Raw genomic sequence first — 17385 nt, 5'->3', positions numbered from 1 at the left:
GAGGCGTTGCGTGGAAGTGATGCGCCCCCGATGCCAGCGCTGACGGCGCAAGCGCGAGAGGGCGACATTCCCCTTTCCTTCGCCCAGCAGCGCCTCTGGTTCCTTGAGCAACTGGACCCGGAGAATACTGCCTATCTCATTCCAGGGGTATACCAGTTTAAGGGCATGCTGAATTGCGCCGCGTTTGAGTACAGCCTGCGCGAATTGATATGGAGACACGAGATCCTCCGCACCACATTCCATGTACAGTCTGGTCAGCCTCAACAAGTCATTCATCAGACGCGCTCATTCTGCTTGCCTGTCATTGATTTAAGCGGCCTCTCTGAGCAAAAGCGAGAGCGTGAAGCGCGGAGCTTAGCTGTGCAGGAGGCACGGCAACCATGTAGCCTTGAGCAGGGACCACTCTTGCGCGTGGCCCTTGCGCGCTTAGATACGCGGTGGCATATTGTCCTCTTAACCATGCACCATATCATATCGGATGCGTGGTCGATGCAGGTGCTGGTGCGCGAACTCAACATTGTGTACCAATCGCTGATACGGGGGGCCGCATCGCCATTGGAAACGCTGCCCGTGCAGTACGCCGACTATGCGCTCTGGCAACGTCGCTGGCTGAGTGGGCCGGTTCTCCAGCAGCACCTGGACTACTGGCGAGAGCAGTTGAGGGGAGCCAGGGCGCTGGCCCTTCCCACTGACCATGCCCGTCCAGCCACGAGAAGTACGCAGGGAGCCAGCGTCCACTTTGTGCTGCCCGCCGACCTGAGCCAGCAGATCCGCCAGTTGAGCCAGCAAGAGGGCGTAACGCTCTTCATGACGTTGCTGGCAGCCTTCCAGACGCTGCTGTATCGCTGGAGCGGAGAAGAGGATGTGGTGGTAGGAACCGATATTGCGAACCGCACGCAGGTAGAGAGCGAAAAACTGATTGGCTTCTTCGTGAACCTGCTGGCGTTGCGCGGGAACCTGGGAGGAGCGCCGCAGTTCCGCAACGTCTTGCGACGGGTGCGTGAGTCTGTGCTGAAGGCCTATGCCTATCAGGCCCTGCCCTTTGAAATGCTTGTCGAGCATCTGCGCCTTGAGCGCACCGGGCAGGGAACCCCACTCGTTAATGTCCTTTTCGTATTGCAGAATATCGCTGTAGCAAGGGAGAAATTAGAGGATATACAAGTAGAGCCGTTACGAAACGAGGTTACGTCATCGAAATTTGACCTGGCACTGTTCCTGACGAACAGTACGGAGGGCATTGGTTGTACAGCCGTCTATAGTGCGGACCTGTTTGAAGTGCATACCATTCAAACCTGGATGAGCCGCTTCGAAGTGCTACTCCACCATATCGTCGCACGCCCAGATATCGTTATTGACGCCCTGGAAATCCACTCAGAAGCCGAGAAGGAAGCTATGGCCCAGAAGAAGCAGCGTAATCGCTCATCCGTAATGTCTGGCTTGCGCTCCGTCAAAGGTAAGGAGATTCGTATCCCGTAGAGCGGTGTGTGGATGGTATCGCACCCCCCATCATCCAGCGTGAGGGGCGGCGTGTCGTGGCCGACCTGTGGCGCCGCCATGCCACCTCTCACGCAGTCGCGCTTTAATTTGTCCTGTCAACCTGATGACAGGTAGCAACAGTCACTATAGGTAATGGATGCGTCTACCTATCGGAAGTGCCGTCAGAGAACGTGAGGCCAAAAGTTTGACAAATGGCGCGTAGATATGTTACCTTTAGTAAAATAGCTGGCCAGATCGAATACTGTAAATAAAACTGGTCGCTATACGTCGTAGCGAATGCTCCGTCACCTAACTCAGCAATAGAAGATTATGCTGAGGTGGCGGAGCGTTTTTATTTGCACGATTACAGTGATCGGGAGTGCGAGTTCAACCTTTTTGCACACCGCTGTAAAACGAACAGGCATAATCCTCTTCTGCTTTTATCCTTATTACACCTCTTCTTCATATGCATTCCCAATTCATGTTCATCAGGCCATAACAACGTGTTGTCGTCGCGCTGTGAACCAATCATATCAGTGAGCGAGGAGTGGAACGTAGATGCAAGCAACAAGTTTCAAAGGCTTCAACCTTTCTATCCAACAAGCACGGCTATGGACTCTCCAGGGCGAGAGCCAAGCGTACCTTTCTCTGTGTGCTGCTCGCCTGGAAGGTACGCTAGATATGATGCTCTTCTTGCGTGCGTTCCAAAGCCTGATCGAGCAACACACGATATTACGTACAACCTTCTACTGCTTGCCCGATATGGATATTCCGCTTCAGGTGGTGATTGATGACGCCAGGATCAACTGCCCGGTCCTTGACCTGAGTAACCTCGCGCTAGATGCTCAACAAATCCAGATTGACGCCTGTTTCTCTCATCTACAAACCTGTCCGACCGATCTTACACAACTCTCACTCCTACTGCGAACGGGATTACTGCGCTTATCCACGGACAACCACGTCCTTTTATTCTGCCTGCCTGCTCTCTGCGCGGACGACATGACCTTATCCCAATGTATCGTCGAACTTAGCCGAATGTATGCCGTCCTTTCTGCTGGTGAACCGCTTGACGAGGACCCATTGCAGTACGCTGATGTTTCGGCATGGCAAGATGACCTATTAGCGCGTGAAGACGCTGAGCAGCAGCGCGAGTATTGGCGAGCCCAGGACTTCTCGCGCCTGGTGACCACGCAAGATCTATGCATTTCTTATAGTACTCATGGCGAAACGTCGTCCCTGGCCCAGATCTCGACGGCCTTTTCGCCACAGGCCATATCCATCCCCCTTGAGCCGAGCCTCTACCCGCGCTTGCAGACCCTGGCAAATCAGTATGGCATCTCGCTTGAAGCCTGCCTGCTGGCTTGCTGGCAGATGACACTCTGGCACCTGACCAATGAGGCGCATTTCATGCTGGGAGTCGCCCAGCATGGAAGGGTTGATGAGGAACTGCTGAATATCCTTGGCCTCTATACGCGGTTTGCGCCTGTCGAATCTATGCTGGCGGCCAACTTGCCATTTGAGCAGATCGCGACGCTCTCGCATCGCGCTTTAGAGCAGACGTTTGAAGAGCAACTCTATTTTACCTGGCAAATCGTCGAAGAGCACTTTAAGGGTGGCAATAACGTTCCCCCACTCGCGCTCTTTCCTATTTGCTTCGAATACACGGAATGGGCCGAGCGGGTTGAGGCGGGCGACCTGGCGATTTCCTTATACAAGCGCTATAGCTGCACTGAACCTTTCATTATGAAGCTGTACGCTCTGCGCCAGGCCGCGAGCCTGGGCCTGGAATTGCAGTATGACTTGACCTATCTCTCTCGCGAACAGGCCCGGCGCATCGGGTTGATGTTTCAGACCATCCTGTCAGGGGTGGTGGTCGAACCGCGCCAGGTGCTTGCTCGCCTGTCATTGTTGCCCGCCCCGGCGCAAGAAGCCCTGTTGCAAGCATCACGCGGGCAGGAACTCAACGTTGAGCAAACATCCTTCATCCAGAGCTTTGAAGAGCAAGTGGTCCTCTTCCCAGCGCAGCCCGCCGTTATCAGTGTTGCCCAGCAATTAACCTACGATGAATTGAACCGTCGGGCCAACCAACTCGCGCACACGCTACGGAAGTGGGGAGTGGGACCCAATACTCTGGTGGCTCTGTCCATGACGCGCTCTGTCGAGATGATTACGGCGCTCCTCGCGATCTGGAAAGCGGGAGGGGCGTATGTCCCGCTCGATATTGAAAGCCCGGCGGGACGCCTGATCTATCAATTACAGGATACGCGTGTCTCGCTACTACTAACGCAGGAGACTTTGCAATCTCAGTTGCCTGCGTGGCAGGGCGAAACCCTCTGTCTGGAAGCGTTAGAAGAAGAGATCAGGCGTGCTCCTCAAGGTAATCCAGCGCCAGTGGCGGATGCTGGGGATCTAGCCTACATTATTTATACATCCGGCTCGACTGGTCAGCCCAAGGGCGTCATGGTGACACAGCGTAACGTGGTGAATTATACCCGAGCGCTCAGTCGGGTGATACAGGGGCGGGCCGGGTGGCACTACGCGACGGTGTCAACGCTGGCGGCGGATTTGGGGAATACGGCTATCTTCTGCTCGTTAGCAAGTGGTGGGTGTTTACATATACTCGACTACGAGACGGTAACGTCGAGCGAAGCCTTCGCCCGCTGGATGGTTCAGCATCCCATCGATGTGCTCAAGATTGTCCCTTCGCATCTTTCCGCCCTGCTCGTGGGCGAAAACGCTTCCTCTGTGCTTCCACGCGAAGTGTTGATCCTCGGTGGCGAGGCGTTTCCGACCAGCCTGCTTGAGCGCCTGAAAGCGTTGGGGGCCAGATGTTGTATTGTGAATCATTATGGTCCGACAGAGTCAACTATCGGCGTTTTGACGAATCGACTCGCTGATGACGCTTCATCGCAGCGTCATGCCGCCATTATTCCTTTATTGCAGGATCCTCAGACGGATCGAGGGAGAGATCCGCAAGCCCAACAGTCGCTCAGCGCCTCCAGCCGATATCCGCAGGAAGAGTATAACCGAGGAAAACCGAATACGTCAAGTGTTATTGCATTAGGACGACCCATTGCCAATATCGAAACCTATGTCCTGGGGCCAGGATTGCAACTCGTGCCCCCCGGTGTGGTCGGTGAACTCTATATTGGAGGCGCGGGCCTGGCAACGGGCTATCTGCGCCAGGCCTGGCAAACGGCGGAGCGTTTTATTCCCCATCCCTTTAGCGAGAGGCCGGGAGCGCGCCTGTATCGTACCGGGGACCTTGCTCGCTATACCTCCCAGGGGAGATTGAGTTCGTTGGGAGACGCGATCACCAGGTTAAGGTACGCGGCTATCGTATTGAGCTAGGCGAGATCGAAGAGACGCTGCGCAAGCATCGCAACATCTGGGATTGTGCTGTTGCCCTGCGAGAAGACACTCCCGGCGATAAGCGCATCGTAGGCTACATTGTCGCTCGTAATCAGCCTGTTCCATCGCTCCAGGAGTTGCGCGAGTTCCTGAGCGAAACCATACCCGAATATATGATCCCTTCGCAGTTTGTCCCCCTGGATGCTCTCCCGCTGACGACAAATGGCAAGATTGATCGCCAGCAACTGCCCAAACCTGAAATATACCAGGGAGCGGAACGCGCTCTCGTGGCCGAACCACGTAATCCTCTCGAAGAGATCCTCCTCGAAATCTGGCGCGAGCTATTGGGTATCTCGACCATCAGTATCTATGATAACTTCTTCTCGATTGGCGGGCACTCGCTGCTGGTGACGCAACTCATCGCCCGCGTTCGAGCGGTATTACAGGTAGAGATCTCGTTACGGAGCTTCTTTGAGACGCCCACCCTGGCCGAATTCGCTCAAGGTATCGAACAGGCATTACGCGGACAACACCAGCTTCAGGCTCCTCCACTGCTTCCTACGCCACGGACTCAGACGTTGCCCCTCTCGTTCGCGCAACAACGCCTCTGGTTCCTGTATCAACTGGAGCCGGAGAGCACCGCTTATTTGCTTGCGCGTATTCGTCGCTTCCAGGGCGTGCTCGATGTGCGGGCGTTTGAACGTAGCCTGTGGGCAATGGTGCAGCGACACGAGATACTCCGCACTACCTTCGAGGTGAGCACCGAGCAACCGGAGCAGGTCATTCACGAGGACGCCACCGTCTCCCTCCCAATCATTGATTTACGCGGCTTGACGAGCGAAGTGTGCCAGGAGGTTGCGCGCGGCCTGGCGACGCAAGAGGCGCACATCCCCTGTGATCTTGAACGCGGCCCCTTGATGCGTACAGCCCTCTTGCGCCTGGATGAGCAGGATCACGTCTTGTTCTTGACCATGCATCATATTATCTCGGATGGCTGGTCCAATGACATCTTTGAACGCGAATTGACCGCTTTGTATCGCGCCTTTAGCGCTGGACAAGCTTCTCCGCTTCCGGCCCTGGCAATCCAGTATGCCGACTACGCCTACTGGCAGCGACAGTGGTTAGATGACGAGTCGCTAGGGACACACCTGGCGTATTGGAAGCGACAGCTAGCGGATGTGCCGCCCCTCGATTTGCCGCTCGATAGGCCGCGCCCGCCCGTCCAGACCTTCAATGGCGCGTTCATGACGCGACATCTCTCGAAAGACCTGCTGCACGAGCTAACCGCCCTGAGCCAGCGCGAGAATGTCACCTTCTACATGCTCCTCCTGGCGGCCTTCCAGGTCCTCCTAGCGCGCTATGCCAATCAAATAGACATCAGCGTGGGAACGCCTATCGCCAACCGTACCCATGCGGAAGTAGAGGGCTTGATCGGATTCTTTGTCAATATGCTGGTGATGCGTACAGACCTAGCGGGAGATCCCACCTTCTCAGAAGTGCTGGGCAGGGTACGCGAGGTCGCGCTCGGCGCGTATACACATCAAGATATGCCCTTTGAACGCCTGGTTGAGGAGTTACAGCCAGAGCGCCACCTGAGCCGTCCCCCGCTGTTCCAGGTGATGTTTATGGCGCAGCAACTGGGTGAACGTCTTGAGCTAGCTGACAACCTGGCTGCGCATAACCTGAGTGTGGGACATACGATTACCAAGTTCGATTTAACGCTGAGCGTAACAAGTAGTGTTCATGGCCTCGCCTGTAGTGTAGAGTACAATACAGATCTCTTCAATGCCCAGACGATTGAGCGCTTTCTGCTCCACTGGCAGACATTACTAGAAGGCGTGGTCGCCACTCCCCATGACAAGATCTCCGCGCTTCCGTTTATCTCGGCTCCTGAGCGGCAGCTTGTGCTGCGGGAGTGGAACGCCACACAACGCGCTTATCCATCTGAAAAGTGCGTCCAGCGGCTCTTTGAGGAATGTGTCGACGCTCAACCTGACACTATCGCGCTGGTCTACGAAGAGGAGCAGCTTACCTATCGCGAACTCAATGCGCGGGCGAATCAGCTAGCCCACTATCTGCGTCGCGTCACCGTGGGGCCAGAGATCAAGGTTGGCCTTTGCCTGGAGCGCTCGCTGGACCTGCTTATTAGCACGCTTGCCATTCTCAAAGCCGGGGAGTGTATGTGCCACTTGATCCCACGTTGCCACGAGAGCGGCTGCTGTTGCTGTTAGAGGCGAGCGATATCGAGGTTGTCTTAACCAGGCAATCGCTTCTCTCTTCGCTTCCACCGACGCAGGCGCGCATCCTCTGCCTCGATCAGCCGGAGACGGATGTGCGGAGTATGCCACAAGAGAATCCCGTAACGGCTATCACCTCCCAGAATCTGGCCTATATCATGTACACGTCCGGCTCTACGGGCGTCCCCAAAGGGGTCGCGGTGGCGCATCAGAACATTGTCAGGTTGGTGAAGGAAACGTCCTATATTCAATTCGCCGATGAGATCTTCTTGCAGTTCGCGCCTGTCTCTTTTGATGCCTCAACGCTTGAGATCTGGGGCTCTCTGCTCAATGGCGCTCGACTGGTTATCTTCCCCGCGCATCTGCCATCCTTGTTAGAGCTGAGTACGGTGTTGCAGCGCTATCAGGTCAGCACGCTCTGGCTGACAGCAGGCCTCTTTCATCAGATGGTCGATGAGCAGATAACCGGCCTGCGTTCGGTACGCCAACTCCTTGCCGGAGGTGATGTCCTCTCAGTACCGCATGTACAGCGTGTGCTAGCGGAACTGCCTGAGTGCGCCCTGATTAATGGCTATGGACCCACCGAAGGCACGACCTTTACCTGCTGCCACCCCATTCAATACCAGGATATCGCCAGTGAGAGTATTCCTATTGGTCGACCCATTAGCAATACGCAGGTGTATTTGCTCGATCAATGGCATCAACCCGTTCCCGCCGGAATCGCCGGAGAACTGTATATCGGGGGGGACGGTCTTGCTCGCGGCTACTTGCATCAAGCCGCGCTGACGGCGGAGCGCTTTGTGCCTCATCCCTGGAGCGAGCAACCGGGAGCTAGGTTGTATAAGACAGGAGACCTCGCGCGCTTTAAAGAGGATGGAACGATAGAGTTCCTGGGCCGCAAGGATACGCAGATAAAGATACGCGGTTTCCGCGTGGAACTCGGCGAGATTGAGTCAGTACTGGCTGAGTTCCCGCTGATTCAGCAATGTGCCGTCATGATACGTACAGATCTTCAGGGAGACAAGCGCCTGGTTGCTTATATCGTGTGGAAATCAGGCGCCAGCGCCCTATCGAGGATGTACGTCACTCTCTACAGACCCGTTTACCCAATTATATGGTTCCCTCGTTCTTTGTGACGTTGGATGCTTTTGAACTGAATGCGAATGGCAAAGTTGATCGCCGCGCTCTACCTGTGCCAGAGTTTACCTATGACGATGAAAGTCTGCTGATCCTGCCGCGCACGCCCTTTGAGGAGATGCTGACATCGGTCTGGAGTGAGGTGTTAGGGCGTCAACAGGTAAGCACCCACGACAACTTCTTCTCGTCTGGCGGGCATTCTCTGCTCGCGACGCGGCTGATCGCGCGTCTGCAAACACTGTTGAAGGTGCATGTCCCTCTCCGCTTCCTCTTTGAAACGCCAACGCTGGCCGCGTTCGCGCAGCGAGTCGAGCAGCTACTACAGGGAGAACAGACGCGAGCTTTGCCTCCGCTTTATGCTGGCGAGCGCCCGGACGAAATCCCGCTCTCCTTCGCGCAGCAGCGCCTCTGGCTCCTCTATCAGCTAGAGCCGACAAGCAGCGCCTATATCATTCCTATCGCGCAACGCTTGCAGGGCGCGCTTGACACGCGAGCATTAGAGCAGAGCTTTCAGGCGTTGTTGCGGCGTCATGAAAGCCTGCGGACAACGTTCGCGTGGTGCGGCAAGCAACCGGTACAGGTGATTCAGCCAATGGGACCGCGTCATCTCCCCGTCATCGATATGCGGACCCTCTCTCAGGAGAGAAGAGAGCGCGAGGCAAGACGCCTGGCTGCGCAAGAGGCGCATCTCGTCTTCGATCTTGAACGGGGACCGCTCTTCCGTATGGCGCTGCTCAGCCTGGATGAGCGGGAGCACCTCTTGCTCGTGACGATGCATCATATCATCTCAGATGGTGCCTCCATGCAGGTGCTGGTGCGTGATATCACCGCCCTCTATCGCTCCTTCGTCAATAAGGAGCCGGTGCCGCTAGCCGCTTTGCCCATTCAATACGCTGATTACGCGCTCTGGCAACGGCAGTGGCTGCGGGAAGAGGTTTTGGATGAACAACTGGCTTACTGGCGGTATCAGCTTGCCGATTCTGTGCCATTGGAGTTGCCCACGGACTTCCCTTATCCGGCCAGGCAAACGTTTCGTGGGGCCTCGCAAACAATTCTTGTCCCCGCCGCCTTGAGCGATGACCTGCTGGCGCTGAGTCGGCAGCAGCACGTCACGCTGTTCATGCTACTGCTGGCGGCCTTCGAGGTGCTGCTGTTGCGTTACTCAGGGCAAAAGGATCTCAACGTGGGCACGCCTATCGCCAACCGCACCCGCGCCGAACAAGAAGATCTGATCGGCTTCTTCGTCAATACGCTGGTGCTGCGCGCCGATCTCTCAGGCGACCCCACGTTCGTCCAGCTGGTGGAGCGCGTGCGTGAAGTGGCGCTGGGAGCCTACGCCCATCAGGACGTGCCCTTCGAGCAATTAGTGGAAATCCTGCATCCTGTGCGTGATCTGCGTCGCCCGCCTCTCTTCCAGGTCATGTTCGGCGTCCAGCAAGAGGCGCAGGAGACGCCCACTCTGGAAGGGGTGCGCGTCGGTGGGGTGAGCACTGAGCACACCACGACTAAGTTCGACCTGACCATGAACGTGGTCCAGCGGGTGCAGGGCCTCTATTGCAGCGTGGAGTACAGTACTGACCTCTTTGAGGCACGCACCATGGAGCACCTCCTGGCCTGCTGGCAGCACCTCTTGCAGACCCTGGTGACGTCGCCCCACGCCCGCCTGAGCGAACTCTCCCTGCTCTCGGCATCTCAGCAGGAAGCCCTGCGCCAGCGACTGGACGGACCGGTGCTGGAGCAGGCCGAGCAGGCGGCGATCCCGCTTCACGTGCTCTTTGAGCGAGAGGCGAGCACGCATGGGCAGAGCATCGCGGTGCTCACCCCAACGGGAAGTTGGAGCTATGAGCAGGTGAACCGGCGTGCCAACCACCTGGCGCGTCACCTGCGGCGGCGAGGCGTGGGAGCCGAAGCCCTGGTGGGCGTGTGGGCGAGCCGTTCGGTGGAAACCCTCATCGGGCTGCTCGCCATCCTCAAAGCCGGGGGAGCCTATGTCCCGCTCGATCCCCGCCTGCCCCTGGCGCGTCTGCAGCAGATGCGAGCGGATGCGGGCATGCGCCTGCTCATCAGGAGCGAGCCGGTGCCCGAGGAACTGAGCCGGGAGGTCGAGCTGGTCGCGCGAGCGGAGATTGAGGAACCCTTTGAGGGAGCGCTGGGGGAGAACCTGGATCTGCCGATTAGCGAGGCGCAAGCCGCCTACGTTATCTATACCTCTGGCTCAACGGGACGGCCCAAGGGGGTGGTGGTGACGCAGCGGGGCATAAGCAACCTGGCGCGGGCGCAGGCGCGAGCCTTCCAGATCGAGCGGGGGAGCCGGGTCTTGCAGTTTGCCTCCTGGAGCTTTGATGCCTCGCTGGCCGAACTGGTGGCGACGTGTGTGGCGGGAGGCACGCTGGTACTCCCTCCGGTGGGAGAGGTGCTGGCGGGCAACGGGCTGCTGCACGTGTTGGAGGAGCAGGCCATCGAGGTGGTGACGCTGCCCCCATCGGTATTGCGCGTTCTGCCGGAACAGGCGCTGCCCGCGCTGCGAACGCTGGTGGTCGCGGGAGAGGCGTGTGAGCCGGAGGTGGCGGCGCGCTGGGGGCAGGGGCGCCGGCTCTGTAATGCCTATGGCCCGACGGAAACGACGGTCTGTAGCATGATGGCGTGCCTGCAGGGGGACGAGGTGAGGGCGCAGCGTGGGCGCAGAGGGCTCCCGCTGGGAGAGCCGTTGCCACAAATGCAGGTGTATGTGCTCGACGAAGCGATGCGGCAGGTGCCGCCGGGAGCCAGCGGAGAGCTCTATGTGGCGGGCGTGGGACTGGCGCGGGGCTATCTGGGGCGAGGGGAGCAAACGGCGGAACGCTTCGTGCCGCATCCCTTCAGCCAGGAGCCGGGAGCCAGGCTCTATCGCACGGGCGACCGGGTGCGGCAGCGAGGAGATGGGCAGCTGGAGTACGAGGGGAGGGTGGACGAGCAGATCAAACTGCGGGGATACCGCATCGAAGTGGGGGAGATCGAAGTGGTGTTGGGAGAACATGAGCAGGTGAGGGAGGCGAGGGTGCAGGTGGAGGAGCAGGAAACGCTGGGGGGGCAGGTGATCGGCTATGTGCGGGGAGAGGAAGTAGACGCGCAAGCGGTGCGGCGCTGGATGCAGGAGCGGTTGCCGGAGTACATGGTGCCAGCGGATGTGGTGGTCGTGCAGGAGTGGCCGTTGACGGCGACGGGGAAACTGGATCGGCAAGGGCTGGCGAAGCTGCGAGCTGCTCTGGCGCGGCGTGAGGAGGGGCAGGAGGAGCTTGTGAGCACGGCGATGGAGGAGGTAGTGCGTGAGATCTGGTGTGAGGTGTTGGGGGACGAGGAGATAGGGGGAGACGAGAACTTCTTTGACCTGGGAGGGCACTCGCTGCTGGCGACGCAGATCATCGCGAGGTTGCAGGGAGTGCTCAAGCGGGAGGTGCCCTTGCAGATAATGTTTGAGCGACCGACGATAAGGCAACTGGCGGCGTATGTGGAGGAGATGGAGGATGAAGGGGGAGCAGAGGCGCCGCTAGAGGCGTATGAGCGGGGAGTGGAAGCGCCGCTCTCCTTCGCCCAGCAGCGCCTCTGGTTCCTCGATCAGCTCCAACCCGATAGCACCGCCTATCTCATTCCTGCGGCGCGGCGCCTGCAAGGCCCTCTGAGCACACGAGCTTTAGAGAATAGTGTACAGGAATTGGCGCGGCGGCATGAGAGCTTACGCACAACGTTTGCCACGCATGCCGATGTGCCTGTGCAGGTCATTACCCCTTCCCTGTACATCCAGATGCCTATCATCGATCTGCAAGCGCTACCCCTTGAGACTCGTGCAGAGGAGGCCCGGCGTCTGGCAAGGTTGGAAAAACAGCAGGCGTGCAATCTCGCCCATGGTCCCCTCTTCCGCACCAGGCTGCTACGGCTTGCTGAGCAAGATCATGTACTATTGTTGACCATGCACCATATCATCGCCGATGGCTGGTCTATGCAAGTGCTTGAGCGCGAGATGGCCTTGCTCTATGAAGCCTTTGCGACCGGGAAAGCCATTCCTCTGGCCCTCTCCCCATCCAGTATGCCGACTACGCGCTCTGGCAGCGGCAGTGGTTGCAAGGCGAGACGCTGGAAGCACAGATACGCTATTGGAAGCAGCAATTGCAGGATGTCGCGGTTCTAGACCTGACGACGGATCATCCGCGCAAAACAATGCAAACGACACGTGGCGCTCATGTCGCACGCCTGCTGCCACTCCCCTTGCAAGAAGCGATTGTGCATCTCAGTCAGCAAGAGGGCGCAACCCCTTTCATGGTCTTGCTAGGTGCCTTTCAAGTCTTGCTAAGCCGCTTTTCGGGTCAAACCGATATCAGCGTAGGTACGCCTATTGCCAATCGCACCCGATCAGAGCTAGAGAACCTGATCGGCTTCTTTGTGAACACGCTGGTCATGCGTGCCCAAATCCTGGATACTATGACCTTTACCGAGCTAGTGCAGCATATGCGCGAGACGGCCCTGGGAGCCTACGCGCATCAAGATGTGCCGTTTGAGCAACTGGTGGAGGCGCTGCAACCCGAACGCGATTTGGGACGCTCGCCCCTCTTCCAGGTGATGTTCAATATGCAGCAAGACGCGGCTTCGGATCTGCCGGTAGCGGGTAATCAAGGCTTACAGTTGCAAGGCTTTGAAGGCGAATTGCTCAGCACCAAGTTTGATCTGACCTTAACCACGACCATCACTGCTCAGGGATTACGTTGCGGCGTTGAGTACAATACTGATCTGTTTGATCAGTCTACCATCGAGCACCTGTTAGTGTGTTGGCAAACCTTATTAGAGAGCATTGTTACGATGCCTGGGAAACCCCTGGCCAACCTGTCGATGCTTCCTGAGTCTGAGCGAGACCTGATCTTGCGGGAGTGGTCGCGGCGGCCAGGCGAGCCGGCTCCCGCCCTGGGCCTGCACCAGTTGTTCGAGGCGCAGGTTTTGCGCACCCCTGACGCCATCGCGCTCACGGCGGAGAACCATCACCTGAGCTATGCCCACCTCGACGCTCGCGCCCGGCACCTGGCGGGAGCCTTGCAGGAACAGGGCGTGGGTCCCGAAGAGCGCGTACTTCTGCTCCAACCCCGCTCCGTGCTGATGCTCATCAGCATGCTGGGTGTGCTCAAGGCCGGGGGCACCTATGTCCCCCTGGATGCGCAGATGCCTGCTGAGCGCCTTGCCCACATCGCGGCAGAGTGCCACGCCAGGGGCGTGCTGCTCTCTCGTTCGCAGCCCCCGGCGCACACGCTTCCCACTGGTATGCCCGGCTGGGAGGTCGAAGCGCTGCTGGCGCGGCCTGCCATGCCGGTGCGGGAGCCACTCTCGGCGTTCCCGGCGCAGCGGCTGGCCTACATCATCTACACCTCGGGGTCCACGGGCCGACCCAAGGGGGTCGCGGTGAGCCATGGCAATGTCGTGGCCTCGACCTGGGCGCGTCCCGCCTATTACCACGAAGACGTCGAGCACTTCCTGCTCCTCTCGCCCCTCTTCTTTGATAGCTCGGTCGCGGGCCTCTACTGGACGCTGCTGCAAGGCGGGCGGGTCGTGCTGCCAGAGGGAGAGAGCGGGCGTGATCCGCGGGAGTGTGGCGCGCAGATGGAGCGCGAAGGCATCACCCATCTGCTCTGCATCCCCTCCTGGTACGCCCTACTGCTTGAACAGGGCAGGCCTCAGCAGTGGAGGGGGCTCCGCTCGGTGATCGTGGCGGGAGAACGCTGCGGGGAAGAACTGGTGCGGGCGCACGAGCAGCAGGGACCTCAGGCGCGGCTGCACAACGAATATGGCCCCACGGAGGCCACGGTCTGGTGTAGCGTCTGCACACCGGAGCCGGGGCAGCAATGGGAACAGGGGGTGCCCATCGGGCGAGCCAGTGCCCATGCCCATCTCTACGTGCTCGACGCACGGATGGAGTCGGTGCCGGTGGGCGTGCCGGGCGAACTGTATGTGGGCGGGCCGGCGGTGGTGCGCGGCTACGAGGGACAGCCCCAGCAGACGGCGGAGCGCTTCGTGCCCGATCCCTTCAACGAGCAGGCGGGCCAGCGGCTCTACCGCACCGGGGACCGCGTGTGCTGGACGCGAGCGGGCCAGTTGCGCTTCCTGGGCCGGGTGGACCAGCAGATCAAGCTGCGAGGGTATCGCATCGAAGTGGAGGAGATTGAAGCGGTCCTGCGGGGGCACGAACAGGTGCGCGAGGCCGTGGTCGGTGTCTGGGAAGGGGAAGGGCACTCCCCCCGGCTGGTAGGCTATATCGTGCCGCGCGAGCAGCCAGGAGCCCAGGGGCAGGAGCTACGGGCCTGGCTGGGCGAGCGCCTGCCCGACTATCTCGTCCCTGCGCAGTTCGTGAGCCTGGAACAGGTGCCACGCACGGGGAGCGGCAAGGTGGACCGCAAACGCCTGGCCCAGATGCCACTGGTGGTCGCGGCGGAACGGGTGGGAACGGCCCAGGAGGAATCGCCGGTCTACGCGTTGGTGCAGGGGATCTGGCAGGCATTGCTGGGGCAGCCCGTGGAGCCGAGGGAGAACTTCTTCGCGCTGGGCGGGCATTCACTGCTGGCGACGCAGGTGGTGGCGCGGGTGCGTCAGCAGATGGGGATCGAGCTGGCGCTGCGCGAGCTCTTTGAAGCGCCGACGCTGGCGGAGTTCGTGCTGCGAGTGGAAGCGGGGCTCCGGGGAGGGCGTCAGTCGAGTGCGCCGGCCCTGCTCGCGCAGCGGCGAGGCGCGCGGGTCCCCTTATCGTTCGCGCAGCAACGGCTCTGGTTTCTGGAACAACTCGCTCCCAACGGGGTGGCGTACCTGATCCCCAGCGCGCAACGGGTGCGGGGTCCCTTGCAGGTGGCGGCGTTTGAGCGCAGCGTGCAGGAGGTGGTGTGGCGGCACGAGAGCCTGCGCACGACGTTCCAGTGGGAAGGGAGCGAGCCAGTGCAGGAGGTCGCGGAACGAAGAGCGGTGAGACTGCCGGTGTTCGACCTGAGCGGGCTGGGCGAGGGGGAGCGAGCGCGCGAGGCGCAGCGGTTGGGGCAGGAGGAGAAGCGGCAGCCCTGCGACCTGAGCGGGGGACCCCTCTGGCGGGTGCAGATGGTGCGGCTGGGAGCCGAGGAGCACGTCTTGCTCTTGACGATGCACCACCTGATCTCGGATGGGTGGTCGATGCAGGTGCTAGAGCGGGAGATAGCGCAGGGATATCGAGCGAGAGTGGAGGGCAGAGAGGTCGCGCAGGCTCCTCTGCCGATTCAGTACGCCGACTACGCGCTCTGGCAGCGGAACTGGCTGCAAGGGGAGGTCCTCGAAGAGCAACTGACCTACTGGCGCACACAACTGGCGGGGCTGGCACCGTTACGGTTACCGTCTGACCGCCCGCGCCCTGCCGTATCGAGTCAGCGGGCGGCCACACATCACTTCGCGCTTAGCCCGGATCTCTCCGAAGCGCTTATTAAGACGAGTCAGCAAGAAGGGGTAACGCTCTTCATATTCTTGTTAACCACCTTCCAGATATTGCTGTACCGCCTGACCAACCAGGAAGACATCGCCGTTGGCACGGACGTGGCTAACCGGAACCGCGTTGAACTGGAACCACTCATCGGCTTCTTCATTAACCAGCTAGTTTTGCGCACCAGGGTTTCAGGGCATCTCACGTTTCAACAGCTATTGCAGCAAGTAAAGCAAAAGACACTGGAAGCATACGTCTACCAGGACTTACCCTTTGAGAAGATCGTCGAAGCCTTACAGCCAGAGCGCAGTTCACATATAGCACCCCTCTTCCAGGTAAAACTGCTATTGCAAGATTTGACACAAGAACTGGAAACTTCACGCGAGGAACGGACCCTGGCAGATGTCGCTGTCAGTCCTATCTCGCAGCCCAATGACGCGCTGAAACTTGATCTTATTCTCACCTTTACGCGGACGGCGCGAGAACTCTCTGGCGCATTTTCCTACAACGTCGATTTGTTTTCACCAGCGCATATCGAACGCATAACCAATCGGCTATTGGCCTTACTAGAGAGTATCTGTGCTGGGAATGATACCAAAGTGAGTCAGTTAGAACTGCTTACCCAACAAGAGAAGGAGCGAGGAGCCGTGGAACAGAAAGAGCAAGAGGCTGCGGCCTTTAGTAAATTTAAAAAGGTAAAGCCAAAACCCACGAGTGTACAGCAGGAAGCCTTGATTCGGAAGAGCTATCTCGCGCTCGAACAACGGCTACCCCTGGTCATAGAGCCAGCGAGCGCGACCCTGGACCTGGCCGACTGGACGAAGAATAATCTGCCCACACTGAAACAGGAGTTACTCAAGCATGGGGGCGTTCTGTTCAGAACCTTTCATATAGTTTCGGCGGCAGACTTTGAGCGCTTCGCCTCCATCATCTGTACGGACCTGTTCCATGAAAATGGCGAGCATGTTCAGGCGAAAGAGGTCGGGAAAGGGAATCTCTACACACCGGTCTTCTACGCGCCAGAGAAGAAACTGCTCTGGCACAACGAGAACTCATTTAACGCGATCTGGCCGATGAAGATCATGTTCTACTGCGCGAAACGAGCGGAACAGGGCGGAGACACGCCCATCGTGGATAGCCGAACAGTCTATCAACGTATGGATGCCCGTATTCGCGAACAGTTTGAGCGGAAGCAGATCATGTATGTGCGCAACTATGGCGAGGGGTTGGGCCTGACATGGCAGACCGTCTTCCGCACGAACGACAAGCGCGAGGTCGAAGCGTTCTGTCGCCAATCGGCCATTGAACTGGAATGGAAAGACGGTGATCGCCTGAAGACGCGCCAGCTACGTCCGGCGGTATTAAAGCATCCGGAGACAGGCGAAATGGTGTGGTGGAATCAGGCCACCCACTGGCATACCGCCTGCTTAGATCCAGATGTGCGCGCCTCCCTCTACGCCCTCTTCTCCGAAGACGATTTACCCCGAAGTTGCTACTATGGCGATGGAACGCCTATCGCGGACGAGGATATCAAGGTTATCGGGCAGGTCTACGAAGAGGCTGAGGTGAGCTTCCCCTGGCAAGAAGGCGACATCATGCTCCTTGATAACATGCTCGCGGCCCATGCGCGCAATCCCTATCAGGGACAACGCAAACTGTATGTCTCGATGGGAGACATGGTGAACATGCGCGACTTCCTGAAATAGTCACCGGAAGCAGGCCATTCTTACGAAA

At 58.8% G+C, this 17385-nt stretch carries 4 protein-coding genes and 1 pseudogene; all 5 read left to right on the top strand.

Translation table 11 applies throughout. The features are described 5' to 3' along the window. Positions 1-6 precede the first annotated feature (6 nt). The 5 genes and pseudogenes from JMJ04_RS41615 (at position 7) to JMJ04_RS41590 (ending at position 17357) form a co-directional block, all read left to right on the top strand. Positions 7-1476 (top strand): condensation domain-containing protein, encoded by a 1470-nt coding sequence (locus tag JMJ04_RS41615; RefSeq protein ID WP_201376293.1) that lies wholly within the window; start codon positions 7-9, stop codon positions 1474-1476. Between the two features lie 558 nt (positions 1477-2034). Further along, complete coding sequence (locus JMJ04_RS41610; RefSeq protein WP_201376292.1) at positions 2035-4827, top strand: non-ribosomal peptide synthetase; 2793 nt, start codon at positions 2035-2037, stop codon at positions 4825-4827. Next, positions 4767-8039: pseudogene (locus JMJ04_RS41605) on the top strand (amino acid adenylation domain-containing protein); the annotation flags it as partial. The gene JMJ04_RS41610 and the pseudogene JMJ04_RS41605, both read left to right, overlap by 61 nt. Positions 8040-8196: 157 nt before the next feature. Further along, positions 8197-12366, top strand: a complete 4170-nt coding sequence (locus JMJ04_RS41595) for a non-ribosomal peptide synthetase (protein ID WP_201376289.1) — start codon at positions 8197-8199, stop codon at positions 12364-12366. After that, positions 12297-17357: a non-ribosomal peptide synthetase gene (locus JMJ04_RS41590; RefSeq protein ID WP_201376288.1), complete on the top strand. Its 5061-nt coding sequence runs from the start codon at positions 12297-12299 to the stop codon at positions 17355-17357. Before JMJ04_RS41595 ends, JMJ04_RS41590 begins: the two co-directional genes overlap by 70 nt. Positions 17358-17385: the final 28 nt, after the last annotated feature.

Origin of the sequence: Ktedonobacter robiniae (assembly GCF_016587375.1) — a bacterium.
Lineage (GTDB): Bacteria > Chloroflexota > Ktedonobacteria > Ktedonobacterales > Ktedonobacteraceae > Ktedonobacter > Ktedonobacter robiniae.
Note: the sequence above shows the minus strand (reverse complement) of the source record. Positions and strands in the feature narration are given on the sequence as shown.

What these genes read in the sequence shown, in the direction of transcription:
- JMJ04_RS41610 (WP_201376292.1), top strand. Translation starts at nt 2,035, where the DNA reads ATGCAAGCAACAAGTTTCAAAGGCTTCAACCTTTCTATCCAACAAGCA.